The 26037-nt window shown below is 42.5% G+C and carries 21 protein-coding genes and 2 pseudogenes; 5 read left to right on the top strand and 18 right to left on the bottom strand.

Translation table 11 applies throughout. The features are described 5' to 3' along the window. Positions 1-7: 7 nt before the first annotated feature. From C1A07_RS10175 to C1A07_RS10160, 4 genes and pseudogenes are all read left to right on the top strand, one after another. Positions 8-1038: pseudogene (locus C1A07_RS10175) on the top strand (sensor histidine kinase). Between the two features lie 73 nt (positions 1039-1111). Beyond that, positions 1112-1795 carry an ABC transporter ATP-binding protein gene (locus C1A07_RS10170; RefSeq protein ID WP_101877007.1) on the top strand — a complete coding sequence of 228 codons (684 nt, stop codon included), beginning with the start codon at positions 1112-1114 and terminating at the stop codon, positions 1793-1795. Continuing rightward, a pseudogene (locus C1A07_RS10165) lies at positions 1792-3589 on the top strand (ABC transporter permease). The gene C1A07_RS10170 and the pseudogene C1A07_RS10165 overlap by 4 nt, the downstream one beginning before the upstream one ends. Before the next feature lie 85 nt (positions 3590-3674). After that, positions 3675-4049, top strand: a complete 375-nt coding sequence (locus C1A07_RS10160; protein ID WP_101877006.1) for a polysaccharide deacetylase family protein — start codon at positions 3675-3677, stop codon at positions 4047-4049. Here C1A07_RS10160 and C1A07_RS10155 read toward each other — a convergent pair. The 4 genes from C1A07_RS10155 to C1A07_RS10140 form a co-directional block, all read right to left on the bottom strand. Then, entirely contained in the window at positions 4024-6051 is a 2028-nt protein-coding gene (locus tag C1A07_RS10155; protein ID WP_101877005.1) for an AlwI family type II restriction endonuclease, read from the bottom strand. The genes C1A07_RS10160 and C1A07_RS10155 overlap by 26 nt on opposite strands. Positions 6052-6066: 15 nt before the next feature. After that, on the bottom strand, positions 6067-8010 hold the full coding sequence (locus tag C1A07_RS10150; protein ID WP_101877004.1) for a Dam family site-specific DNA-(adenine-N6)-methyltransferase: 1944 nt from the start codon (positions 8008-8010) through the stop codon (positions 6067-6069). An 82-nt stretch (positions 8011-8092) separates the two neighbouring features. Next, positions 8093-9127 (bottom strand): hypothetical protein, encoded by a 1035-nt coding sequence (locus tag C1A07_RS10145; RefSeq protein WP_101877003.1) that lies wholly within the window; start codon positions 9125-9127, stop codon positions 8093-8095. Positions 9128-9254: 127 nt separating this feature from the next. Then, on the bottom strand, positions 9255-9797 hold the full coding sequence (locus tag C1A07_RS10140; RefSeq protein ID WP_101877002.1) for an HD domain-containing protein: 543 nt from the start codon (positions 9795-9797) through the stop codon (positions 9255-9257). A 222-nt stretch (positions 9798-10019) separates the two neighbouring features. Between C1A07_RS10140 and C1A07_RS10135 the strand changes: the two genes are divergently transcribed. Next, entirely contained in the window at positions 10020-10754 is a 735-nt protein-coding gene (locus C1A07_RS10135; protein ID WP_101877001.1) for a hypothetical protein, read from the top strand. Positions 10755-10786: 32 nt separating this feature from the next. Here the strand turns inward: C1A07_RS10135 and C1A07_RS10130 are convergent, their stop codons facing one another. The 14 genes from C1A07_RS10130 to C1A07_RS10065 all read right to left on the bottom strand — a co-directional run bounded on the left by C1A07_RS10130 (position 10787) and on the right by C1A07_RS10065 (position 26030). Further along, positions 10787-11434, bottom strand: a complete 648-nt coding sequence (locus C1A07_RS10130; protein ID WP_101877000.1) for a PulJ/GspJ family protein — start codon at positions 11432-11434, stop codon at positions 10787-10789. Further along, on the bottom strand, positions 11391-11900 hold the full coding sequence (locus C1A07_RS10125; protein ID WP_101876999.1) for a prepilin-type N-terminal cleavage/methylation domain-containing protein: 510 nt from the start codon (positions 11898-11900) through the stop codon (positions 11391-11393). Before C1A07_RS10125 ends, C1A07_RS10130 begins: the two co-directional genes overlap by 44 nt. Continuing rightward, positions 11887-14094, bottom strand: coding sequence for a hypothetical protein (locus C1A07_RS10120; RefSeq protein ID WP_101876998.1), 2208 nt, complete (start codon positions 14092-14094; stop codon positions 11887-11889). The genes C1A07_RS10125 and C1A07_RS10120 overlap by 14 nt, the downstream gene beginning before the upstream one ends. Before the next feature lie 3 nt (positions 14095-14097). Continuing rightward, positions 14098-15186 (bottom strand): type IV pilus modification PilV family protein, encoded by a 1089-nt coding sequence (locus C1A07_RS10115; protein ID WP_101876997.1) that lies wholly within the window; start codon positions 15184-15186, stop codon positions 14098-14100. Next, complete coding sequence (locus C1A07_RS10110; RefSeq protein WP_101876996.1) at positions 15183-15842, bottom strand: hypothetical protein; 660 nt, start codon at positions 15840-15842, stop codon at positions 15183-15185. Before C1A07_RS10110 ends, C1A07_RS10115 begins: the two co-directional genes overlap by 4 nt. Further along, positions 15839-17392, bottom strand: a complete 1554-nt coding sequence (pilM, locus tag C1A07_RS10105; RefSeq protein WP_101876995.1) for a pilus assembly protein PilM — start codon at positions 17390-17392, stop codon at positions 15839-15841. The genes C1A07_RS10110 and pilM overlap by 4 nt, the downstream gene beginning before the upstream one ends. A 23-nt stretch (positions 17393-17415) precedes the next feature. After that, complete coding sequence (locus tag C1A07_RS10100) at positions 17416-18114, bottom strand: prepilin peptidase (protein WP_101876994.1); 699 nt, start codon at positions 18112-18114, stop codon at positions 17416-17418. Between the two features lie 20 nt (positions 18115-18134). Then, positions 18135-18623 (bottom strand): type IV pilin protein, encoded by a 489-nt coding sequence (locus C1A07_RS10095; protein WP_101876993.1) that lies wholly within the window; start codon positions 18621-18623, stop codon positions 18135-18137. A 60-nt stretch (positions 18624-18683) separates the two neighbouring features. Then, a complete protein-coding gene (locus C1A07_RS10090) occupies positions 18684-19898 on the bottom strand; it encodes a type II secretion system F family protein (RefSeq protein WP_101876992.1) in 1215 nt (404 codons plus the stop codon). Position 19899: 1 nt separating this feature from the next. After that, on the bottom strand, positions 19900-21594 hold the full coding sequence (locus C1A07_RS10085; protein ID WP_101876991.1) for a GspE/PulE family protein: 1695 nt from the start codon (positions 21592-21594) through the stop codon (positions 19900-19902). A gap of 18 nt (positions 21595-21612) precedes the next feature. Beyond that, positions 21613-21792, bottom strand: coding sequence for a DUF4250 domain-containing protein (locus C1A07_RS10080; RefSeq protein WP_101876990.1), 180 nt, complete (start codon positions 21790-21792; stop codon positions 21613-21615). A gap of 11 nt (positions 21793-21803) precedes the next feature. Next, positions 21804-22232 (bottom strand): hypothetical protein, encoded by a 429-nt coding sequence (locus C1A07_RS10075; RefSeq protein WP_101876989.1) that lies wholly within the window; start codon positions 22230-22232, stop codon positions 21804-21806. Positions 22233-22343: 111 nt separating this feature from the next. Continuing rightward, positions 22344-24203 (bottom strand): alpha-amylase, encoded by a 1860-nt coding sequence (locus C1A07_RS10070; protein WP_101876988.1) that lies wholly within the window; start codon positions 24201-24203, stop codon positions 22344-22346. Positions 24204-24218: 15 nt separating this feature from the next. Further along, on the bottom strand, positions 24219-26030 hold the full coding sequence (locus C1A07_RS10065; protein WP_101876987.1) for an ABC-F family ATP-binding cassette domain-containing protein: 1812 nt from the start codon (positions 26028-26030) through the stop codon (positions 24219-24221). Positions 26031-26037 lie beyond the last annotated feature (7 nt).

Genomic DNA, 26037 nt, shown 5'->3' with positions numbered 1-26037 from the left:
GTGCGCTATGAATATATTGACAAACAGGAAAATAAAACAGCTTTTTTGCTGTCTGCTGTATTAATTTTTACAGCAATTTCTACAGCTCTTGTCAGACTGAAACCTCCAGCCATGGCGTTTTGGGTGTTTCTGTCCTCCGCAGGGATGGGGATTTCTGTATTTGTTATGATATATTTGTACTTTCTGGAACAGAATAAAATCATGGAAAGAGCCGTCGGACAAATCAGGGACTATCTCTCAGGGGAACGAGGCGCCCGGATTGAGTGTGACAGCGAAGGGGAATTATACCGTCTGTTCCATGAGGTTAATTATCTGACGTCCGTTTTAAATGCCCATGCAAAAAACGAAGAACAATCCAAAAAGTTTATGAAAGACACAATCTCCCATATTTCCCACCAGCTTAAAACACCCTTAGCCGCGTTGAATATTTATAATAGTCTTATGCAGGATGAAACGGCGGATATTTCTACATTAAGGGAATTTACAGAGCTTTCTGAACAGGAACTTGACCGGATTGAAACTCTTGTCCAGAACCTGTTAAAAATTGCTAAGCTGGACGCCGGGACAGTGGTAATCAATAAAGCGGTTGAAAATGTATCAGAAATGATGGGCTATATTCAGCGGCATTTTACCTGTCAGGCCAAGCAGGAGGGGAAAAAATTAATCTTTTCCGGCAATGATACGATTACATTATTCTGTGATTTGGACTGGCTGACAGAAGCGGTCAGCAACATTGTAAAAAATGCTTTTGACCATACAAAGGAAGGGGTGACAATCTATGTTCAGTGGCGTACTTTTGTCTCCACTGTTCAAATCATCATACAGGATAACGGACGGGGCATACACCCGGAGGATTTACCGCATATTTTTAAACGGTTTTACCGCAGCCGGTTTTCTAAGGACATACAGGGCGTTGGTCTGGGGCTTCCTTTGACAAAAGCTATTATTGAGGCCCATCATGGAACACTCGAAGTAGACAGTATATTAGACGTTGGCACTACTTTTACCGTTAATTTTCTGATTCCTACAAAATTGTAGGCTGTAAGTTATCTGATCGTAGGATTCATATGCTACTCTTTCCATATGAAAACAGAAAGAGGTGTGAGATAAAATGGATTTATTAGAAGTGAAAAATGTTTCTAAAACCTATGGGAATGGCGAGGCGGCCGTTCAGGCCCTAAAAAGCGCTGCCTTCTCTGTCCCCAAAGGTGAATTTGTGGCTATTGTTGGAGAATCCGGTTCTGGAAAAAGTACGCTTCTGAATATGGTGGGAGCTCTGGATACGCCTACCTCCGGCCAGGTGTTTATTGACGGAAGGGACATTTTTTCCATGAAAGAACCTAATCTGACAATCTTCCGCCGCAAAAATATTGGCTTTATTTTTCAGAGTTTTAACCTGATACCAGAATTAACCGTGGAGCAGAACATTATTTTTCCTGTATTGCTGGACTATCAGAAACCTAACCAAAAGTATCTGGAGGAGCTGCTTGCTGTTCTTAATCTGAAGGAACGCCGCCACCATCTCCCCAGCCAGCTGTCCGGCGGACAGCAGCAGCGTGTGGCAATTGGACGGGCTCTGATTACCCGTCCGGCGCTGATTCTTGCCGACGAGCCCACAGGAAATCTTGATACGCAAAATACAAGCGAAGTTATTACATTGCTGAAAGAGGCGTCCAGAAAATATGAACAAACCATTGTAATGATTACCCACAGCAGAAGCATCGCACAGACAGCCGACCGGATGTTGCAGGTATCCGACGGGGTTCTGACCGATTTGGGGAGGTGGCGCGAATGAAAAGTTATCTTAGCCTGATTCCTATTTCCGCTAAAGTACACCGGCGCCAAAACTGCATGACGCTTCTCTGTATTCATGGTAACAGCAGTATTCAGCATGGCTGAGATGGGAATTAGAATGGAACAGGCCAGATTGGTAGGGAAACACGGCGCTTTATCAATTTCAGATATAATTGGAAGTACTATGGGGCAATCCCTTCTTATTATTGCAGTTATTGCCTTCTTTCTCATACTAATTGCAGGCATCTTAATGATTTCCAGCAGTATGAACAGCAGCGTGGCCCAAAGAACAGCCTTTTTGGGAATGATGCGCTGTATTGGCATGAGCAGACAGCAGATTATCCGCTTTGTACGCTTAGAAGCCCTGAATTGGTGCAAAACGGCAGTTCCCATAGGTCTTGCCCTGGGAATTGTGGTTACATGGGGGCTATGCGCGGCGCTGCGTTTTCTTGTAGGAGAAGAATTTTCTAATATTCCTCTTTTTGGCGTCAGCTTTATTGGTATTATCAGCGGTATTCTTGTGGGGACTATTACTGTGTTGATTGCCGCCAGCTCTCCTGCCAGACGCGCTTCCAGAGTATCTCCTGTTGCTGCAGTATCCGGAAATATAAACAATACCAAAACAATCCGTTATTGGACTAACACAGGATTTTTAAAAATAGAAACTGTTCTCGGTATTAATCATGCTGTTTCTGCAGGAAAAAATCTAATTCTAATGACAGGCTCTTTTGCGCTTACTATAATCCTGTTTTTAAGCTTTTCTGTTATGATTGAGTTTGTCAACTGCCTTATGCCCCAATCCGCCGGCGCCTCTGATATTGATATTTCAAGCAGCGACGGCACAGGCTCTGTCCCTAAAGAGCTTGTAGAAACCATTGGCAATATGGCTGGGGTTAAAAGAGTTTACGGGCGCCGGAGTTCTTTTTATGTCCCCGCAGGACTACATGGAGATACGACACTTTCCAGTACCCTTGACCTTATTTCTTATGATGATTTTGATTTAGAGTGCCTGAAAAAAGATAATGCTTTAAAAAAAGGCAGCCGCTTATCAAAGGTTTATGGAGATAGCAATTATGTCCTGGCTGTTTCTGATCAAAATAGTTCCTGGGAAATTGGAGATACCATATTGGTAGGAAATGAAACGCTTGAAATTGCCGGTTTGCTGAAATATGACCCATTCAGCAGCAACGGCATGACAAACGGAAAGATTACCCTTATTATGTCCGGCGAAACTTTTGTCCGCTTAACAGGGATCACAGACTATTCTCTTATTATGGTACAAACCACCAGCACGGCCAGTGATGAAAACATTAACGCCATCCAAACTGCCCTAGGTGAAAAATATAATTTTCAGGACAAACGCAGCCAGCACACTGCCGGCACCTATACGGCTTTTGTATTTTGCATCTATAGCTTTTTAGCAATTATCACATTAGTTGCCGTACTGAATATTATCAACAGCATTTCCATCAGCGTGTCTGCAAGAATGAAACAGTATGGAGCTATGCGCGCCGTAGGGATGGATAAACGTCAAATTACAAAAATGATTGCCGCCGAGGCAGTTACCTACGCTTTTTTCGGTTGTGTTTTTGGTTGTATCATTGGACTGCCATTAAGCAAGCTGCTTTACGATTTCCTTATTATAGAACATTTCCCTTATGCCGTTTTTCGTTTACCTGTTTTCTCTTTGACAGTTATACTTTTATTTGCTGTCTTCGCAGTAATAGCAGCCGTCTATACTCCGGCCAAAAGAATACAGAATATCTCTGTGGCTGAAACAATCAACAATTTATAATCGCTTTACTAAAATATTGTTCTCAGTGCTAAAACCTTATGAAAAATCATAAACTGTAAAAACATATTTCCACTGGAGCAGTTCTATGAAACACCGTTTTTCTGAAAATGCTTTGTTCTGGATGACCTTATTTCTTCTGGTAATCGGAGCATTTACTAACTTTTACCAGCAGGGGAAGCTGGCCGCTTCCGTCAGCTCCTTCCATATTTTTTCTTCTTCCCGGACAGAGCTTTTAGAAGAAAATCTTCCTGCCAGTCAGGCCCCTTCCCCTCGCATATACATTACTTTGTCCGCCTCTGACAGCGGCGCCCAGTTAAATCAGCTGCTTACCTCCCTGTCAGACAGCAATATAAAGATAACTATATCTGTAAACTCCTCATGGATGAAAGCATTTCCTCAGCAGGCTGAGTGGATTCAGTCCATGGGGCATGATATCAGGCTTGTAAAAGACGGTCAATAATCTCTTCCTCATACCACTGAGGCAGTTTTTTCTCAGATCTGTAGGCCTGCTCAAATAAAGGATAAAGCTGCCTGTATGTAAGATGATTTTTAATAATCTGTTTCAGCTCTGTAGTTTCCAGAGGAATAATTTTCATTCCTTCTATAGACTTGCCGTGGTCGCTGGTATCAAAATACTGCATGTAGCGGCGGCAGCGGAAATCCGCCATTACATTAATATTCAGCCGGTTGCTGGTAAACAGACAGTAAGAACTGTGGTTTCCCGTTTTCAGTAAATGCTGTCCTAAATGTCTGGAAACCGGCTCCATTTCCATAATTCTCTGAGCAGTCCAGTTGGCCAAAGTAGCCTCTAAAAGTAAAGTGTGGCGGGGATAAATTTCTGTCTCCTCATATTCGTACACAATATCCGCTTCCCCACCGGCAGCGTGAGTTTTAGGAAGCAGATCTGCTTCCAGGGAAAGCTTCATATAATCCAGTATTTTCCCCTTTCTCTGGCTTACCTTGTACCAGATAATTCCCAGAATATACTCAAAAATCGTAGGAATGTCTGCGTTGTCTGTAACCATGCGGCTGATTTCTCCATCCTCCCTTTTTTCAAATAAGGTGAGAAGCCGAATCAGCCTTTCATCTGTAAATTGAGTGTCTATTAAATGCTGCAGCCTTTTATATCTTTCATCCTCCAGCACATTTCTGGCTTCCTCCATTGTGGAAACACTGACTCTAAGTTCTCTGTTAATTCCCCGGATTATGGCAGCCTCATCAATAAGAAGACATGGGTGAATTTCCTCCAGACTGCAGTCCTCAGGCAGAAAATCACACTTTGTATAAGCATCCTCATACAGTCTTTCTATACAGCTGTCAAAAAACTGCCTTGGCACAATATCCAGCTTTACAATTCCGTCCTCAAACAGCACAGTATCTGTATTTTTAATATACCTGCGGTTTAAATCTAAATAATCTGACAAGTTAGATTTGGCCTTAAATAAATGAAAACACCTGTAAAAGGTTATTTTAAAGCTCCTTTCATCCTCTGCCTGGTCAAATTCTGTTTTATTTAAATATTTCCTGGGCTCTTTGGCAATAGCTTTTACAGATTTACTGGAAAATAGCATCTTTCTCCAGCCGCCTCCTACTTTACTCTGCAGCTTTTTTGTACATTCATATACTTTTTCCGCCTGGCTCCAGTCCTTTTCTCTGTATAATTTGTGGAGAGCTATGTATAAGGGATAATACGCCTTATCATAGGAACGGCTTTTTCTGTTAAACCCTATAGTACGAATTAATTCCTCTGATTCCTTCTGCTTCTCCTTCTGGCTGCTGACCTCATTTTCCAAAAGCAGTTTAAGCCCCTTTTGGTAATTGTCCATTGACATAAGCACTTCTAAAATTTTCTCGTCTATATCCGACTGATCTTTTTTTCCCTCTATGTGTCTGGTTTTAATATAATCTACCATATTCTCTGTAATCTGTCTGTTTACGCATAAAGGCAAAAGATAAGTGTACTCGTCCATAGACAGATACTCTACTTTATTGAGAAGATAAAGGAAAACTATAAAAGGTCTAACATCACTTCCCTTTATTTTACTTCCTGTTTTCAGCAGCTGCTTTAAATATATAAAGCTGTCTTTTGGCAGCCATAAGGCATTGTCAGGAGAAAAATCTCCTTTTTGGCTGATAGCCATTAATTTTTCTCCTACAGGAGTCAGCTTTCTGTTTTCATCTATTAGCCCAATGTCCACCAGACCTGAGGTTTTCTCTCTTGCATCCTTAGGTTTATTTTTAGCAGCCCCGGTCAGAAACCCCTCTTCAGCCATAAAATCATAATATTTTGCCTGGGTCTCATTGTCCTTCTTCCACTTTCTTCCTTTTATATCTTCTCTGGCCCAGAAATCAGAAAGGAGAACAAGCTGCCTTTCAATATTCTGGTTAAAATTTTTTGTCCTGTAGCTGGTAGTCCCTAAACTCCAGCAATAGCTTTTATACGGAATATTTTCATATGGCATAAGCCTGCTCCCCCTTTAGTAGTTGATTACCAGCACCTCGTCCGCTTTTTTTGCCCTGTCCTTTGTGTGATAGTTGGAGTTGGCGTAGTGGTAGTCTAAATGGATCACCTTATACTTGTCCTTATTCTGTTTTGTCCATTGAAGCAGAAGGGCATTTTTCCTTCCCTTGCTGCTTATTACATTTGATAGGGCAAACTTCAGCCCCAGCTTATGCGCCCTGTCCAGAAACTCCAGAAGCTCCCTCTCATCCTGTTCTCCCCAGCCTGACCGCTCGTTATATGTAGCGCATGTAATTAAATAGGGCGGGTCGGCGTAAATAAAACTGCCCTTTTCCATGTCCTCTAAGGGGAATCTTCGGAAATCCATATTCACATAAGTGTAATCTCTGTTTTTAATCCTGTGCAGAAATCTGGACAGCTTTTTTTCCATTCTGGCATTAAAGTCCCTTTTTCCCACTGGCAGATTAAACTCCCCCGCCTGGTTAAAGCGCAGCTGATTATTAAAGGAATAAATCAACAGCACATACATCATCAAATAATAATCAGGACTGTCCTGCTGCCTGCTGTTAAAATCTGATCTTAGCTGTAAATATTTTTCCTTATTGTAAGATCCCAGACCTGTGCTGCTTGCACAGCCATATCTGTCATACCCGTATTCACTGCTTTTAGAAAGGCAGTAGTGACTAATGGTTTTCTCTATGTAATTAAATATTTCTTCCTTGTCCCGCTTTTTAAATTCCCTGTACAGCTGAATCAGACGGCTGTTACTATCATTAAAAATCACCTTTTTGCAGTCTGCGTTGATTCCCACATTGCAGCCGCCGCAAAATAAATCCACAAGCACCTTCATATCTGACGGGAAATGGGGCAGGATTTGAGGCAGAAGCTTATATTTTCCCCCAATATAATTCATGGGAGACTGTATATATTCCTTCTTTTTCTCAAAACATTTGCAGAGAAACAGCCGTTCCTCATTTCCTGAAATCCGGGACTTTCCGGCGCTGAAGGCCTTGTAGCTTTCAGAAAATACTTGAACCTCCCCCTTTTTTCCCAGAATCCGCAAAATATCCTGATCCGTGATCTTGGCGTTAGACCTTTCATTGCCCTTGCCGGCCATATTATTATAGGACAGTAAAATATATCTGGCCTGAATATTGTCCACCAAATCTTCAAATGCCTTGGCCGCGTTGGAGGTACAGTAATCACTTTTTAAGGCAGTCCTGTCCATTTTTCTGGCTACCCCCTCCACCTCCGGCTTCTCCCAGCGGGCCACATTCTCCAGAAGATGATATGTGTCGCAGTACTGTCTGGAATTATAGGGCGGATCAATATAAACTAAATCCGCCTCTATTTCTCTCACCAGCTCATTGGCGTCACTGTTAAAACACTTGTTATTTTCATTGTTGTGTTTTTCAGGAAGAGGCAGAAGCAGCTCTAATGACTTTTCAAATTTAACCCCTTTTCTGTATGCGTCGTAGTGACCGCAGGTGTTGGCGATTTTATCCATGGCGTACAAAAGTGAAGTAATCAGAATGGCCCGTTCTCTTTCATTAATTTGTCCTGCTTTAAACTTTGCCTCAATATCCTCCCGGATATGGCCAATCTTCCCACAGTCCTGTCTGCTGAAATAAGTATCTGCAAAGTTCTCTGTCATATAGTTCTCTTCATTTCCGTCCAGGGAGTTATATTCTTCTACCAGCTTTCTTATAACCTCCTCCCGGTAGGTCTCCGGGCCCAGCCACGCCAGATTACAGATGTAATTGCTGTAGAGAATGTCATTTGTCACTGTCATTTTCCCCTGAAATGCAGAGGCCACCACCCCTGTTCCCGAAAAAATGTCTACCATTACATGAATATTTTTACATTCCTCTTCCACAATTCTCTGAATAAAAGGAAGCAGTTTATACTTGCTTCCCAGATATCTTCTGCTGCTGATTTTTAAAGTCCTGCAGGCTGCCATGAAAAATCCTCCCTACTGCCCGTTATAAACCGTTCTGCCACATATTAAGTGTTCCTAGTATAACACAAATCACCTTTCATTTCTACTTTTTCTTGCCTTTCCAAAAATGAGCAAAAAACCAGACCGCCAGAAAAAACATTGCCGCCAAAGGTACTGCCACAGTTATGCGAAAAGAATCCAAACACAGCCAAAGCAGCTTTTCGTTCCACAGCTCACTGTTATTTTGCTCACTGTTATTTTGCTCACTGTTATTTTGCTCACTGTTATTTTGCTCACTGTTATTTTGCTCACTGTTATTTTGCTCACTGTTATTTTGCTCACTGTTTTCCCCTGTCTCCCCCGCTGTCTCCGTCTCTTTTATTTCTATTTTTTCCTGCTCTGTTTTATTTTGTTTTGGCAGATTCTCAGCTTCTTTAAACTCCTCCTTCACTTTTTCATATAAAGTCTGGCTGTAATAAACAGACGTCTCCGGGAACTTAACCACTCCCTCATACACCGCCTGATAATTCCAAAGAGCTTCTCTTCCCTCATATACTGCAGTCTGTTTCAGCCGGCCTTCCTCCCAGTAAGCAGGGCCTGCCCAGGCAATAAAATGATTGTCCTGAAGCCCGTTTTGACTGTACAAAACTTTTTCTCCCTCCCACACCGGCAGATCCTTGCCAAGACATACAACAACCTTATATTCCCGCCTTACTTCCCCGCCTGCTCCTGTGATTTCCAGGCTTTTTAGCTCTAAATTTCCTTCTCCCACCCGTCCTGTTTCCTGATTCAGCACTTGAACAGGCAGCGTTTTAGGAATTTCCTCCTGCAGACAACCTTTATAGGCGCAGCTGCGGGATTCTTTTCTGTAATCAGGTTCCAGAGTTTTCTCTAAAATCTGAAATTCCTTTAAAACGTAAATCTGACCTGCTCCCGTCTCCACCTGCTGTTTTGGCTCTGGTATCTGATCTTTGTCAAAACTATATTCTGAAACTGTCAAAAAGCTGTCAGGACTTTCCTCCCCGCCCTGGCTATTTAATATTCCTATTGAGGACATGGAAAATAAAGCCGCCAGATACAAACTGCCTGCTAAAATATTTTTCATACCTTTTATACATTTCCTTACCCTGTTTTTCATTATCAGCCTCCTTTATTTCCTGGAGAACAGGGCGAACTTTCCTGATCTTATTCACTTCTTATTCACTTTTCAATGTACACAAATAAAAGTCATGGAATTTCATAAGCGGAGAACCCGCAGTTTAAGATTAAAAAGGGCGATCGCCAAATACCAGGCGGCACAGCTCCACATACTCCTGATATGCCGGATAATGCTCCAGCTCTTTCAGGCCTTCTGCCATCCCCCAGTAATACCAGCCGTGGCTGGATTTATTTTTTTCATTAAAACGCTCCCAAAGCTTGTCCCCTAAAGTCAGATAATCCTGGGCAGTACTTCTCATATTGCTTAGCTTGTCTCCTAAAGTGATCATCTTAGCGGCTAAGGAGGCGTGTCTGATCATCTCCAGTTTTCTGGCCTTTCTCACTTTCCAGCACTGGGACTTATCGTCTGTCTCTTCTAATACCAGGGAAGCCACTCTGCGACCGAAAAGCTGTGCTATCTCCTCCCCTGTCACAGGCGTATCCTCTACAACATCGTGAAGCACAGCAGCTGCAATTACTTCCTCGTCCCCTGTCATAAGGGCGACAATCACCGCAGTTTCTAAAGGATGAACAATATAAGGAATCTTTGTCCCCTTTCTCACTGCACCGGCGTGGGCTTTCTCTGCAAACGTAATGGCTTCTCTAATCATGCGCTTCCTTTCCTGGAAAACCAGAGCTCCAAACAAATTATACTGCGACCGCTTTTATCATATCACATTTTACACTGATTTTACAGTAAAACTTCCATACTTTACAATTAAATTAAATTTCGTGGTTACAACTTGTAAGAAAACTCTTTTTCTGATATGCTATAAAAGCATAAAATCTGCTGTGCCTAAATGGAGACAGCATCTAATCAGGAGGCATTATTTATGAGAAAATCACGTCCGTCCGGACATGGCTATAAAAATTCCAGTTCCTTTCTCCACACTTTTCTTTACTACATTCTTCCTTTTATTGTAGTAAACTTAATTATATTTTTCCTGGTTACGTCCAGGCCAAAACTGGTGATTGAGGTTGGGGAAACTAATGATTACCAATCCACTACTGTGACTATTACAGTAAAGTCCATTCTTCCTATTAAGTCTATTGAGACCTCTATGGAAGGGGAAGAGATTGAACTGCAAAAGGGCAGCAAGAAGCAGTATGTTGCTTCTATTCATAAAAACGGCGCCCTGGAGGTATTAGTGACAGGATTAAACGGCATGTCCCGCCGCCAGTTTGAGCATATCAGTATTTTAGACGATACTCCTCCAGCTGTAAAAACCTCCTCTATTGAAGGCGGAATCCTGACTATACAGTTTGAGGACAGCCAGTCAGGTCTGGATTATCCTTCTATATATGCAGTAAATTCTCTGGGAGAACAGTCCGCCCCTCTTACTACGGAAAAAACTTCTGCAACTGTTACATTTACTATGGACTCAGCCGGCCTTGTGCTTCACGCCTCTGATCTTTCTGGAAACAGTATGCAGGCTACTTTTACCTCTCACAAAGAGAACGGTAAAGAAATCCTTACAGATGAAACTGACTTGGAATCAAGCTCCCAGCAGTCTGCAGAGGAAGAATCTGCAGCCGGGACAGCTGAGGAGGAATCTACCAGTCAATAAAAAGAGGGCGCCAAGGCGTAAAGCGCTTATTCCTAGGGAAGCTCTGCCGGCTTCCCTATTTTTACTTTATTTCTTGTAGTAAATCCTGAACTGCATGTATACTCTCTTCCACCATAGCGAAAGGTCAGACGGACATCTACATGCACAGTTTCCCTTTTGCCTTCACCGGAGTCCACATCTGTATCCTGGCTCTCTAAAAGTATTTCCACATTTTTCAGCCTGGAACTGATTAAATAGTCCTCTTTCTCTATCTGCATTTTCAGTTTTTCCAGATCAGCATTTCCGCTTTCATCCCTTCTGACCTGTATATCTCTGCTTTGATATAGGCATCCTGTGTTTTTATTGTAATAAAACAATACTCCTGATACCAAATCCTCCTCCCAAACCTTGTCTGTACCTGCCGCCAAAAATATTACGCTTTGGTTTTCCTCCAGGTAAATTTCTTTTGCATTCATTATGGCATCCTGAAAATAATCAAATACTGCCTGGCTGTCCTCCTGTATAACAGCCTCCACGGCAGTCCGATTGCTCAGGCGTATAGACAGCTCCAAAAAGCGTCCTGCCACAAGTCCAATTACAGCTAAAATAGTCATGCTGACCAACAGTTCAATTAAACTGATTCCCCGATTGTCCTTTTTATAACTCTTCTCTGGTAATTTCACATCTGCCTGTTTCCTCATATACTGTTACACCTATCTGTTTCCCATATCCATTTATGGTAAATGTTCCAGCCCCCACCACACACCTTCCAGTGTTTTTGTCAAAACGATATATTCTGTAAATTTCTCCTTCCACTCCTGTTTCCCCTGATATCCCATCCTGGAAAGTCTTTTCGCATAAAATCTCTCCGCTGTACCCTAAAAACTCCTCGTTAGACCAGGTTGACCATGTATCTGACTTTTTATTTTCATGGACGCAAAAATATTCCCCGTCCTTTTCATACACAGTCATCTGCCACTGACCTTCCCTGGCCATGGACAGCTGTTTGCTGTACTGAATTTGTCCAGCTAACTCATGGGCAAAGGTATCTACAATCTTTTTTCTCCCTACTGCAGGGCTTACTAAAAATCCGCCTGTCAGCACTGCCATAATGGCCACGACTACTAATAATTCGATTAGGGAAAAACCCCTGTTATTGCTCTTCACTGATTCTCTTTCCCTTCTCCCAGTTTTCCAGAATCAAAAATTCCTCATATCTGCTTAAAGGATTTTCTCTCTTACTTTGGCTGTTATAAAAATATTCGGTTCCATAAAGGCCCAGACAATCTTTATATGCTTCTCTTTCAGCCTGAATCTGTACATCTCCGCTGATTTCCACATTGCCAGCCCCTATTATCAGACCTTTCCATGTTCTAGCCTCCTGTACTCCCCGCACCTTAACGTTTCCTGTAGTGACAATCAGCCCTTGTTTCATATGGTACAGCCGTCCCGCCTGAACCAGGCTTTTATCTGTATCTACTGTCACATCCTGGTCTGTAATTAAAATACTCTGGTCCTCTTCTGTATAAAATAAAGTTTTGAAATTCTCCACATCCCATACGGCGTGATTATTTTCCTCTTTCATTCTCACAAAACCAGATAAAGGAGGCAGACTAAGGTCTCTGTTTGGCTCTCCTGTTTCCTGCAAGTGCAGCTTTACGTTTTCAAAAGACTGTCTGCATCTTTCTAAAAGCTCCTTTTCTTCCTCCCACATATAGGAGCCGGCAGAAGCCACCTGAAACTGAATTTCTCCCTCTGACGCTTCTGTTTCATACACAGCGCCCTCTGTTTGTATAAGTCCCTTTTTATTCAGCCATATTTGCCCCTGATCCATTTCCGCCTGCAGAAGTCTTTTTTCAAACTCTTCTTTATTTGCCTCTACATAATTTAAAAAATATTCCGTCTGCTCTTCTGGAGTTTGAAAGCCCCGGTATATATACAGCCTTCCGTCTATATACTCCAGGAAGGCTTGTCCGTCTCCTGAAAGCTTTGTAATAGAGCAGGGAGACTGTTCACCCTCAGCATTTTTCTTTTCCGCCTGGTAAATGCTCCTGACTATACTTCCATCCTTTTGCTGCTCTTCTATTTCCAGAATAATTTTTTCCTGTCCCTCAGGCCATATAACAGGATTACTTTCAGCAGGCACAAGCCCCTGATCTGTATCCAGGAAAATTTGATCCTGCTGCAGCAGATAAATGTCCATTGCAGCCATTACCCCGATTGACTCCCCCAAAGGATAATACATGTGGGGAAATTCTACGGCAGCCCGTCCTGTCAGCATAATCGGGTCAGTTTCTAAAAAGTCAATGCTGTTTCGTCTGCCGTTTATCATTATGGCTCCACCTGTAGAGACTGCTCCTGCCTCGCCTGCCCCGGCCCCATAGCCATAATATCCTCCTCTTACAGCGGCGTAATTTTCATCTGCAGTCAGCGTCATATTATTTTCTACAAACACATCTCCGTCCACATCCAGGGTTCCGGCCTGAAATAATTCTATATTTTCCGCCCATATATGACAGTTCTCGTTAGTTCCAGGTTTTCCATCCTCCTCATTTTCTGAAAAACCTGCATACAAGCTTCCCCCATTTTTAATGGCCAGATTTTCCTTTGCCCCTATAATTTCACTTTCCATTTTCACGGAAGTTCTGTCCACCTCAATATTTTTGCCGTAAATATTTCCCTGAATTTCTATCTGGTCAAAGGGGCTGCCGCTTAGCAATAAATCCTGCCCCGCCACTACGGCATAATCTTCCGCTCCGCTGCCTCCGCCCATAAACTGTATTTCCGGAATTTCAACTTTTAAATCCACAGTTAAGGAAGACTCCATTCCTGTTGTTTGATCTACGTAAGTCAGCTGCAGATTTTCAATCACAGGTCCCGGCCCCAGGGCCCCGATTTTGATTTCCACCTGATCTTTAGGGATAGTCACTATATAATCCTTCAGCCTTTGAGAAAGCCTTTCCTTTTCTTCACTGTCATTGTCAGAAAAGCTGATTCCCAAATCTTCCTCCAGCGCCGCCTGGGTTTGATCTTTAAATGCCTGATTGGCCTGCTCATTTGTGGCAAGCATATAGTACAAGGAGGTCAGAGTCTTTTCATAACCGTTTTTCATACACTCCCCTGCTGTCTGTCCTAATCCAGAGTAAATTTCGTCTAAAGCTGTTTCCAGCAGATAAAAATTTCTCTCAGAGCTTCTGTTTAAAATCCCTCTTTTCATATTCATTCTGGCGCCGCTTACGCTCATAAATCCTAATATACTTATCATGGATATAAGAACCAGCACCAGAATCATAGCGGAACCTTTATTATTTTCTTTTTTCTGTTTTTCTGGCTGCTTTGCCGGATTTTGAAGATCTGCCATTCTTTACTCCCTTTTTGTAGATTCCAGCTTCAGTAACGTTTCTCCAGCTTTCCCATTTTCCTCCTGGCTGCTTACAGTAACCTGGATTTTATACAGCCTGTTATATGGTTTCTCCACATCTATTAGTTCCCTGCTTCCTGGAATATTCAAATTAGTAAAAAGCTGAAGCCCTTTTGCACTTAGGCCTGAAGCTTTAAAAAAGCCGGCGGAAATACTGTTATATCCACTTCTCTCTATTTTTTGAGGAGCTATTATGTACAGAGGAATATTGGCTTTCATTTCCGCAAAAATCCCGTCAAATAAAAACTCTTCAGGCAAAAAAAGATAAATCCCGTTTACAGAGGAGCCATCCTCCTTTTGTTCCATTAAAAGCTTTGTCTTCATGCAGACTGCAGATGTAGTTATATTACTTTTAAATTCTTCAGGCTTGTTTCTTTCCCCTTGATCTAAAGTATAAATCAGGTCTGCAGCCACCTGGGCCTGATTACTTTGGTCTACATTACATGTAATATTTATATACCGCCGTACATCCCCCTCAAGTTCATTCTGATTATCTAAATGTTCTTCAATTCCCTCCATTTTTTCCATCAGAAGCAGATCATAAATTACCATGTCCTCCGGTGATACTATGGCGTTGTATTGGCTGACAATCTGAGAAATTTCAGGCATTTCATAACAATTAGCATACTCTGTACTTCCTGCGCTTTCTGTCTGATCTGCATAGCCGTCATATTCTGCAGTTATTTTTACAGTGTACACCGGAAAATACTCTGCCGCCTCTCTTTCAAGTACATATCCTGTATTCTGCCCCTTTTTATTTCCCTTTCTGGAAACAGTCCAGCTATGGCCGCTGATTTCTAAATTTACACTGTCCTTATCTGAAAGCTTTTCTTCCAGATTAGATAAAGAATAATTTTTCACTGTTTCCATTCCGTCCCTGGACAGGTTCATTATTCTCTCATCTATCATGGCTTTTCTGGAAACGCGGCTGCTAAAAAGAAATACCTGCATAAGTACGGCCGCCATCAAAGAAAGCACGGTCATTGCCACAAGCACTTCAATCAGTGTAAATCCGGCCTCTTTTTTTCTCATAAATTTCCCCCCTCAGAGGAGGGAAGGAAAATATTATCAGTGCCTGCCTCTTCTTGTACCTCCGGCTGGTCCAGATAACGGCCTCCTCCGGCAATTCCGTATTCTATCAGGGAAATTTCGGTTCTCACCTTTCCGCCAGCCATATCATAAGAGGATGTCACTGAAGATATTCTTCTGTTCTCGCACTCTTTATCCAGTTTCCACAGCATATTTTCCCACGTTTCATATGTACAGCTAACAGAAAACTGCAGCTGGCTTTCTATAAGAATATAAGGATCTTCCTTGTCCGCTTCATATGTTAGCTTATAAATAGCCTGGGGTTTTGTATAGGCCAGGGAATCTATTCCAATACCCAGCTCATACTCCATTTTAGTAATTTGGGAGATCTGATTTTCTTTTCTGATGTCAGCCGGAAACTTGCTTAATGTTTCATAAAACTGCTTTTCTGTCTCTCGGGCACTGTCTATGTAGGAGCTGCTGCTGTCCATAATTTTTCTTCTTTCTCCGCACATTCTTTCCAAATCCAGAATTTCTCTTTCTAACTGCAAATTAGATTTCTCAACAGGACGAATCCCAACAGCCCATACTAAAGCTGATATTAACAATATGGCCAGGAAACTGAATACCGCTTTATCTCTGAAATCCATACCTTTCATTCCTTCTCCTCCTGCTGCGTTCCTTCAATATAAATTTCCTCTTCCTCCTGGCCTGATTCCTTGTTCTCCTCCAGCATATATTTCTCATCCTCCTGGCCTGAACCCAGAACACATGTCACAGAAAAAGAAACCAGCTGCTCTCCGTCTGCGCTAAAGGTACTGAACAGGGGGCTGATATCTGTTTCACTAACAATATGAGAGGCTTTCAAACTATTAATAAATTCAATTACAGATTCTTTTCTTTCCGCCAAAGCGGAGATGGAAACTTTTCCTTCATTGCTGGCAAAGGTCAAAATAGTCATATCCTTAGGCCTTACAGATTTTAGTAATTCTATAAAATCTATAAGGTTTTTATTGCCCTCTTTAGTCAGCCTGTCTATTTCCTTTAAATCCGCCTTCTGCTTTTCCCCATTTTGAAAATTCTCATAAATTTCTTCAGCCTGGTAAATAGACTGCAGTTCTTTCTCTAAAGCGCTTTTAGTATCTAAAAGTCTTGTGCGCTCAATAAAAGGTCTGCCGCCTGCTATGAAGCAGACAGATACTGCAGCCAGCACCAAGGCTCCATAAAGGCATGTCTGCCGTCTTTTTTCCTCCTCCTGCTCCATATATGCCGGCTTAAAGCCAACAGGGTGTATCGCCGCTCCTAAAACAGCCAAATACTTTTCATATTCCTCCCCATCTATGGAAAGACCTTCCGACAAGCATATTCTTTCTGGTATTCCCAGGCTTTTTTTCTGAAGCTTCAGCTTTCTGCATATACTTTCCAGACCTAATTCCTCTATTTCTTCTCCTAAAAGCAATACGCTGTCTACCGGCTGGTCAGGAAAATGAGCCATATAATACTCCCAGATTCTGTCTACAATGCCTTCCATATATGCTGTCCGTTCCCCGCTGTTTTCCCTGCCCTCCTGTTCCTTTAGTATGTGGGCGCAGGAAATGTTTCTTTGAAACATCAGCCTGGAATCCCTGATAACGGAAAAGGATGCCAGACCGGCGGAGACAAAAATCACCATTAACGGAGATTTCTCTTCATACGCAGAGACAGCCTGAAAAATGCTGTTTCCTGAATAATCTACAGAAACCGTTTGAAGTCCGGCCAAGGCCGCTGTTTCATAATAGGACTGTATTACATGATCCGGAGCAGCTAAAGCTATCAGCGGAATCTCCTGCCTTTTTGTCTCCTGAACGGACATCTTAAAATAAGCCAGGACATATTGGCTGATGCCAATTGGAAAATAATTTTCTCCGTTAGACCTTATGGTTTCAGCAATATACTGTTTTTTCATATAAGGCAAAGTCACCTGGCGGTTCATAATTTTTCCGGAGGTAACTGAAAAAATAACCTTTGTCCCTGTGAGACCGTTTTCTTTTATTATCTTTTTTAAGACCCTGGCTCCTTCATGGGGATCTGTAATCAGCCCGTTATCCGCCAAATCCTCTGAAATTTCCATTTTAGCCAGTTTTTTTATAATAATCTTATTCCCGCTTTTTTTGAATTCGCCTACCCTTATCTCTTTGCTGCCAAAAGAAACAGCCAGTATATTTTTCATTTTCTTATCCTTTCCTGTACCTGCTAGCTAAACAGATACCTGAAATACCAAATTATAATTTCTCTGCCATGAATTAAGGCGATCCAAATACCAAACGCCAAATACGGACCAAATGCCAGAACTCTTCCCCTGCCCTTCCACTTCATCAGCAAGGGATGAACAATAGAGCCTGCAATACAGCTTATTAAAAAAGCCAAAATAATTTTTTCCCAGCCAAGCAAAAGGCCGGCGGCAGCCATCAGCTTTACGTCGCCGCCTCCTATAGCCCTACCCCTGCTTGCCATTAATAATCCTAATAAAAATAAGCTGATTACTCCGGAGCCAATCAGGTGCCCCCACATTACCTGGGACCAGGCTCCCATTTCCATAGCTTCCGCCCACATAATCCCAAGCCCGGTTAAGGCCAGAAAAAAATTGCATCTTGCGGGGATTTCATATGTATACCAATCTATAATACTGAGAGCCAATAGGGCGCTTACTGCGCAGCAGTAAAAAAACAGCTCCCAGGACAGATCAAAAATTGCCGCGACCCTTAGCCAAAGTAAACCGTTTATAATCTCAACACCAGAAAAAAAGGGCAGTTTATGACGCTGCACCAGCATACAGGCCTTCTCTGTCCTCCCCTCTTTTAGAATATTCTTAATATATTCCCTCAGACAGCTGCCTGCAGCCAATCCTAACAGCAGTATCAGTATATGTAGTCCTAATTTTTCAGCAAACATCTTAATCTCCTGTTTCCTAATCAATCTACAGAGCCGGCACGAAAATATTTTGACGGTTTATCCGCGCTGCTTCCTACATATACTCCTACCTTAAAGTCTGAAATTCCCTTGTCTCCCATATCATACCTGATTTTTATAAAAATTTCATTCCCATTTTCTATGGCAGCCTTAGAGGACAAATGAATTTCTTCTCCCTTACAGCCTAAAACAGACTCTATTTCCGCTCCAAAATCCCCATCCTCGCAGACCTCCAGAATATTTTTTCCCAAGGAGTAAGCTTCCTTCTCACTGTTGTCTATATTGACAAAAGAACTATATGCCTCCTCATCAATTAAAGCTGTGCTGACAGCTACATAAATGCTGTCTAACAGCTGCATGTCCTTAGTCTCTCGTGATTTTTCTATATATTTTACCATTTGAGGCGCCAGAACTCCTGTCAGCACTACCAATATTGCCACTGCAATAATCAGTTCAATTAATGAAAAACCTTTATTATTTCCTTTGTCCATTTTCTCTCTCCTTTGAATTTTCTTTAGTGCTAATTCCACAGAATTTATTTTTCCATGAAACTAAAAATTCCCTGCATTTTGATACATGGATAGCATTGGAGCGTATACTGCGCCGATTACGCCCAAAACCATTAATGCCATAACAATAATTATCAGGGGTTCCATAAACGCTGCGATCTTCTGAGTTTCCAGTTCTACCTCTTCCTCATAATAGGAAGCCACGTGATCCAGCATATGATCCAGTTCACCTGTTTCCTCCCCTATTCCCACCATATGATGCACCATGGCGGGGAACACTCCTGTCTCCCTTAAAGATCTGGATAAGGGCTGTCCCTCCTCCACCTGGTGAGTACAATAAATCATTGCTTTTTTAAATACTTTATTTCCCATAGTATCGGTTACAATTTTCAGGGCCTGTATCACAGGAACTCCTGCTGTAACAAGAGAGCTTAAATTTCTGGACATTCTGGCGCAAATGTTCTTTGTATTGGCCCGTCCCAGCACTGGTATTTTTAACATTCCCAGGGAATAGAAGTATTTGCCTGTTTCTGTTTTTAATCCCCAGCGGCAGAAAAGTAAGGAAACAACTATTCCGCCTAAAATCAAGTACCAATAATGAACCATACCGTTGCTCAGCCACACCACCGCTCTGGTATATGCAGGCAGCTCCATATCCATCTGAGCAAACATCTCTGAATACATAGGCACTATATATATCATCATAACTATTAAAACCACAAGAGAAACAATCATAAGAATTACAGGATAAATCATAGCCTTCTGCATCATACTCCGTATCTTTGCAGTCTTCTCATAATAAATCGCCATTCTTTTTAAAGGCAGCTCCAGCCTTCCGCTTTCTTCCCCTGCCTGAATCAAATTTACAAATAAGTCGGAAAACACATGATTGCAGCTTCTCATACTCTCTGATAATGGCTCTCCCTTTTCCACAGACCTCCACACGCTGTAAAGAGCCTCCTGCAAAACCTTGTTCTCTGTCTGCTTTGTCAGAATTTCCAGGGCTCTTGTCAGGCTGACTCCGGCCCGCATAATAGCTGCAAACTGCAGACAGAACACACTCATATCTCTGGGCGGCACCTTCCGGGTAAGAGATAAATGGATTTCCCGGTCTAAAATACCTGCCTGGTTTAGGGAGATCACTGTACTCCCCTGAGACGTAAGCAAATCTAAAGCCTTTGCCCAGTCCCCTGCCTGTATCACTCCCCTTTTTCTATTTCCTGCCGCTGTGATTATATGATAACGATAGCTGCCCATATTAATCCTCCTCGCAGGCAATTTTATGTAGTTCGCTAATAGATGTAATTCCTTTTCTTACAAGGCGGACTGCCGACTGTCTTAAAGTAGTCATCCCCTCTTTTATAGCCGCCTCCTGCAGCAGAGAAGCCGTATGACAATTTGTAATCTGCTCCCTAAGAGACTGACTGATTGGCATCAATTCATAAACTCCTATTCTGCCGTAATATCCTGTGTGGCTGCATAAAGGGCATCCGTGAGGCTCATAAATTGTAATCTCCTCCTCTTCGCCTGCCCCCAGCTCCTGCTTTTCCAGAACAGTGGCCTTTCTTCCCTTTTTGCATATACAAAGGCGGCGGCAAAGTCTTTGGGCCACCACTCCCACTAAAGCATCTGCTATTAAATATGGCTCCACACCCATATTCACTAATCTGCCTATACTGGCCGAGGTGCTGTTTGTGTGAAGCGTGCTGACTACCAAATGACCTGTAATAGAGGCCTGAACCGCGATTTCTGCAGTTTCTGAATCTCTGATTTCTCCTACCATAATAATATCCGGGTCCTGCCTTAAAATAGATCTTAACGCATTGGCAAATGTCATATCTGCTTTTACGTTTACTTGTATCTGACTGATTCCAGGAAGAATCGCCTCCACAGGATCTTCTATGGTAACAATATTTACATGGTCCTGATTCAGCTCATTTAAGGCAGTATATAAGGTAGTAGATTTTCCGCTTCCAGTGGGCCCTGTAACTAAAATTAAACCGTGGGGAGTCCCTAACATCCGTTCAAATATTTTCAGTTCATTTTCCCTAAGCCCCAGACTTCTTTTATCCCTGGCCAGGCCCTCTTTATTGGCCAGCCTCATTACCACCTTTTCCCCGTGCACTGTGGGGATAGAGGACACTCTCACATCATATTCTGCCTGATCTACCATAATGGAGGTTCTTCCGTCTAAAGGCTTCCTCTTTTCTGAAATGTCCATCCCTGCAATAATCTTTACCCTGGCAATTAAGGCAGGAAATATGGTCATATCATATCTCATGACTTCTATAAGATTTCCGTCAATGCGGAACCTGATCCTGATTTCCTCATTCATAGGCTCTAAATGAATGTCGCTGGCTCTTTGCCGCACCGCCTGCTCCATAATAGACTGAACAATTCTTACAATAGGAGACTCGTCATTTTGCCCGTTTCTTATAGTCTCTATCTCTCTTGCGGCTCTTTCCGTTTCATATTCTCTTTTATATTCGTCCGCCACATCCAAAACAGACTGCTTTCCAAAATATTTATCTATTTGAAATGCAATCTGCCCTCTTTGCGCCAGCATGGGATAAATTCTTTTATTAGTAATGATCTCTAAATCATCAATAGCGGCAAAGTCCATAGGATCTGCCATAGCTACCTGAATAATATCTTTATTTTCTCCGTCAAACCCTACAGGAATCAGATTATATTTTTTTGCCGCCTTTCCGTCAATAAGGTAAACAGCCTCTTCATCCAGCTTCATTGTGCGCAGCTCGGCGTACCCCACCTTCATCTGCTGACATAAAATAGTTATCATTTCTCTTTCTGATATGAGTCCCAGACTAACAAGCGCCTCTTCCAGGCTAATATCTTTTGCCTTTTTCTCCTCCAGGGCTTCTTCCAGCTGTTCTTCAGTTACCAGACCTCTGGACAATATTAAATCCATGAGGCGAGTATGCTTTTTCTGCATGTTGATTCCTCCTGTGAATCAAATAAATTTATGGGTCTCCTCATCATATTCATAGCCAATATTACTAAGCTTTTCCCTGATTTCCTCCTCCGGCACCTTCATAACCTGGCACAGCTCCTTTAAGCTGTAGTAATGATCTCTAATCTGAGTATTTATATAGCTGAGAAGAATAAACGGGTCCTTTGGCAGCTCTGCCATAACATGTCCTCCTATTTCAAAGAAATACTTTCTATCTGATCCAATCTGCCTTTTCTGATTTCAATTTCATATTTTCCAACACTGTAAATAATGGCAATCAGCTTTGTCTTATCCCGGCTCACTGCTATTTTCGTAAGAGTCGCGCCTTTTGTACAGTTCCCGCTAAGATACGGATACAATTTATTATTCTTACTGTTCACATCGCTGGATAAAATATCTTGATACAAAGACACGTCATCCAGCAATCCACAAGATGACGTGTCTTCCACATAAAGTTCTGCAGCTCTATAAACCATTTTAGCTTCTGTAACATACCGTTCCATTCTGTGATGCTCGGTCAGTTTTACCAGCGCCATACAGCTGGTTCCCACCAAAACTGTCATAATTGAAACTGCTACAATAATTTCCAACAGGGTTGTACCTTTGTAGTTACTTTTCATGATGATAACGCCTTCTCCCTCCAGCTGTTAGCTGCCGATTTTATCATAAGATCTTTTCACGTTCAAGACGATATATCACTTTTTGGTAATTTCCCGGGGAAACAGCACTTTCTAATTTATGTTTTCCTTCCTTCTGCCCCTGAAAACTATTACTGATCTTGCAGGCACCATAAATTTTTTCTGGTCCTTGAGAGCCGGCTCTTCACTTTCCTTATATATCCCATTGCGGGCTTTGTCATCTGTGTTTACTGATATACGCCAGAACATTTCCCTGGGCAGATTAGGCAGCGCAAATTCATGCGGTTCCCAATGCATATTATAAGCTACAAAAAAGTAATCGTCTTTAACACCGTTTTCCTTAACTCCATAATCGCCACAGTACATAATCCCCAGCTGGCGCCGAAAATTTTCAAATTCAGGCCTCCAGGCTTTTACCCCATGAAAAGACATGTCCGGACATCCGCAGGCTTTATAATCCAACACCTTAGGCTCCTCTTCCATATGAAAAACAGGATGAGCTTTTCTGAAAGCAATCATATATTTTACAAATTGCCATATATCCTGATTACTTTTTAAAAGCTCCCAGTTTAACCATGAAATCTCATTGTCCTGGCAATAGCTGTTGTTGTTTCCGTTTTTGGAGTTTCCAAATTCATCTCCCGCCATAATCAAAGGAGTGCCCTGGCTGAGCATCAAAAGCAGTACCGCATTTCTGATTTGCTTTTTCCTCAGTTCCCCGATCTTTTTCTTTCTGCTGGGTCCCTCCTGTCCGCAGTTCCAGCTAAAATTATAGTCGTTTCCGTCTCTGTTGTCCTCTCCGTTAGCCTCATTGTGCTTTCTGTCATAGGACACCATATCCATTAATGTAAATCCGTTAGTATTGGCCATATAATTTATAACGCCATAACCTTTAGGGTTTCTCTTTACCCGATAAATAAGAGCGTTAATCTGGTCCTCATCCCCCTTTAACAGGCGGCGCATATCATTCTGAAATCCTTCGTTGTACTCTGCCAGATGCTTTTCCTTTCCCCCCGGCACGTTTTCCCAGGAAGGGGCAAACAGCTTCAGCCTGGAAAGATAAGGGTCAGCCCCTATCATCTCCACAGGAGCGTATCCCACTAAATGCACTCCGTCTACATGGTATTCCCTGGCCCAGAAACGAACTGCGTCCAATACAAATACAGGACTTTCAGAGCCGTTAAAATACAGCTCCACTACAATCTCCAGCCCTTCCTTATGAAGCGCCTTTACTAATACCTTAAACTCTGTCTCAGGGCATTTTTCCCCGCCGGCGCAGAAGGAGGCCTTTGGAGCAAAATAATATGCAGGTCCATAACCCCAGTAATTTATTTTTCCTGTAGGCTCCGGTTTTCCGTAAGGGTTGCCGTCCCCGCTTACAGGAACAATAACCTCCAAAAACTCGTTGGGAGGCATAATCTCCACAGTAGTAATCCCCAGGTCCTTCATATAAGGAATCTTTTCTATAATTCCGGAAAATGTGCCTCTCTCCTTTACCCTGGATGAAATATGTTTTGTAAATCCCCTGGTGTGAAGCCGGTAAACAATCATATTTTCATAGGCAATATCCGGCCCCTTATCATCTTCCCAGTTAAATGCAGCTGACTTTAGAGGGGTTTTCATAAGCTTTCTGATTTGGGTCAGACTTCCCCATTTATCCCTGCCTGTAAAGCTTTTTCCATAAGGGTCAGGCAAATATTCTCCGTCCACTATATAACAATATTCTACGTCTTCAAAATCACTGCCCTTAACAGTCATCTCCCACACATTTCCTAAACGGCTGTCTTTGGGAAATTCCAGTTTCTGAAAAGGCCTTTCCTTCCCAGGGCGAAATAAAGCAAGGGCGCAGCTCTCCCCCTGTGCGTCCACACAAAAATGAAACCCGTCTGCCGTCTCTGTAACCCCCAAAGGATACCATGCCCTTTTATCCTCTATAACTCTGTAACTCTCCATACTACCTCTCCTTTTCTAGTCCTGGGCAGCAATCTGCTCCGCCAGGTCATTCAGGTACATCCACCGATCCATTTTCTCTTCCAAAATCTTTTCCTGCTCTGTCTTTTCTGCCATCAACTCATTTAATTTTCCGTAATTGCTGGCCTCTTCTTCCATTTTCTGCTCCAGATCGGCTATTTTTCCCTCTACTGCGGCTATTTCGTCCTCAATGGTTTCCCATTCTTTCTGCTCTTTATAGGAGAATTTCAGTTTTTTCTCTTTTGGCTTCTGAGCCTTTCTATTTTCTTTACTTTCCTTAGATCTGCTCTGCTCCTGTCTGCCGTCCTCTTCCTTTGCAGCCCGCAGCTGGCAGGCCGCCTGATAATCAGTAAAACCGCCTTCATATTGGGAGATGCTTCCCCCTCCCTCAAATGCAAAGATTCTGTTTACCATTCTGTCTAAAAAATATCTGTCGTGGGATACTGTAATCACAATTCCCTGAAAATGATCCAGATAATCCTCTAAAATAGTCAGAGTTTGAATGTCTAAATCATTTGTAGGCTCGTCCAGCAGCAGCACATTAGGCGCTTCCATCAGTATTTTTAAAAGGTACAGCCTTCTCTTTTCCCCGCCTGACAGCTTTCCGATTACTGTATATTGGACGCTGGAAGGAAATAAAAATCGCTCCAGCATCTGAGAGGCGCTGATTCTTCCATCATTTGTCTGAACGTACTCCCCTGCGTTTTTAATATAATCAATTACCTTCAGACTTTCATCCATGGCTTCATTTTCCTGGGAAAAATATCCCATTTTCACAGTCTGTCCCACTGTCAAAGTTCCGGAATCCGGCTGTATCCAGCCTGCAATAATCTTCATTAACGTAGACTTTCCGCTTCCGTTTGGACCTATAACCCCAATCCTGTCATTTTTCAGAAAAATATAGGTGAAATCCTGAATCAGCTTTTTCTCCCCATATGCTTTAGAGATGCCGTCCAATTCCACTGTAGTGCGTCCTAAGCGGCTGTAAACAGAATCCAGCTCTACCTCTTTGTCCATCTCCGGTCCCTTTTGATCCCTTAGGGCCTCGTATCTTTGTATATGAGCCTTCTGTTTTGTGGACCTGGCTCTGGCCCCTCTCTGCATCCACTCCAGCTCCACCTTTAAAATAGACTGGCGTTTCCGTTCTGTGGCCTGGGCGCTGTCTATCCGCTCTGCCTTCAGCTTTAAATAGCCTTCATAATTTGCCTGATAGCTGTACAGCTTCCCCTTATCCAACTCTACAATTCTTTCTGTCACACTGTCCAGAAAATATCTGTCATGGGTAATCATTACCAGGGCGCCTTTAAATCTCTTTAAATAATCCTCCAGCCAGTCCGCCATTTCACTGTCTAAATGGTTGGTTGGCTCGTCCAGCACAAGTAAATCTGCTGTGGACAGCAAAACGCTGGCAAGAGCAATCCTTTTTCTCTGGCCTCCGGAAAGTGTTTCCACATGAGCCTGAAAATCCCAGATTCCCAGCTTTGTTAAAATGGTTTTTGCCTGGCTTTCCAAATCCCACACATGAGAATGGCCCTGATTATCCCTGATAATACTTTCCAGAATTGTATCTCCCTGATGAAACTGAGGATTCTGAGGCAGAAAGCGTATATCCAGATTTCTTCTGCGCACCACATTTCCAGAATCCGGCTCTTCCAAACCGGCAATAATTTTTAATAAAGTGGACTTACCTGTCCCGTTTATTCCAATCAGACCTACCTTCTCCCCTTCTCCTACAGAAAAATCTGTGTCGTCAAAAAGCAGGCGCTCTGTATAGGACTTAGTTAAATGCTCTATAGTTACTAAGCTCATAGCTGTA

Origin of the sequence: Lachnoclostridium edouardi, assembly GCF_900240245.1 — a bacterium.
GTDB lineage: Bacteria > Bacillota > Clostridia > Lachnospirales > Lachnospiraceae > Lachnoclostridium_A > Lachnoclostridium_A edouardi.
The sequence above is the reverse complement of the archived record's forward strand: the minus strand, read 5'-3'. Positions and strand labels throughout refer to the sequence as shown.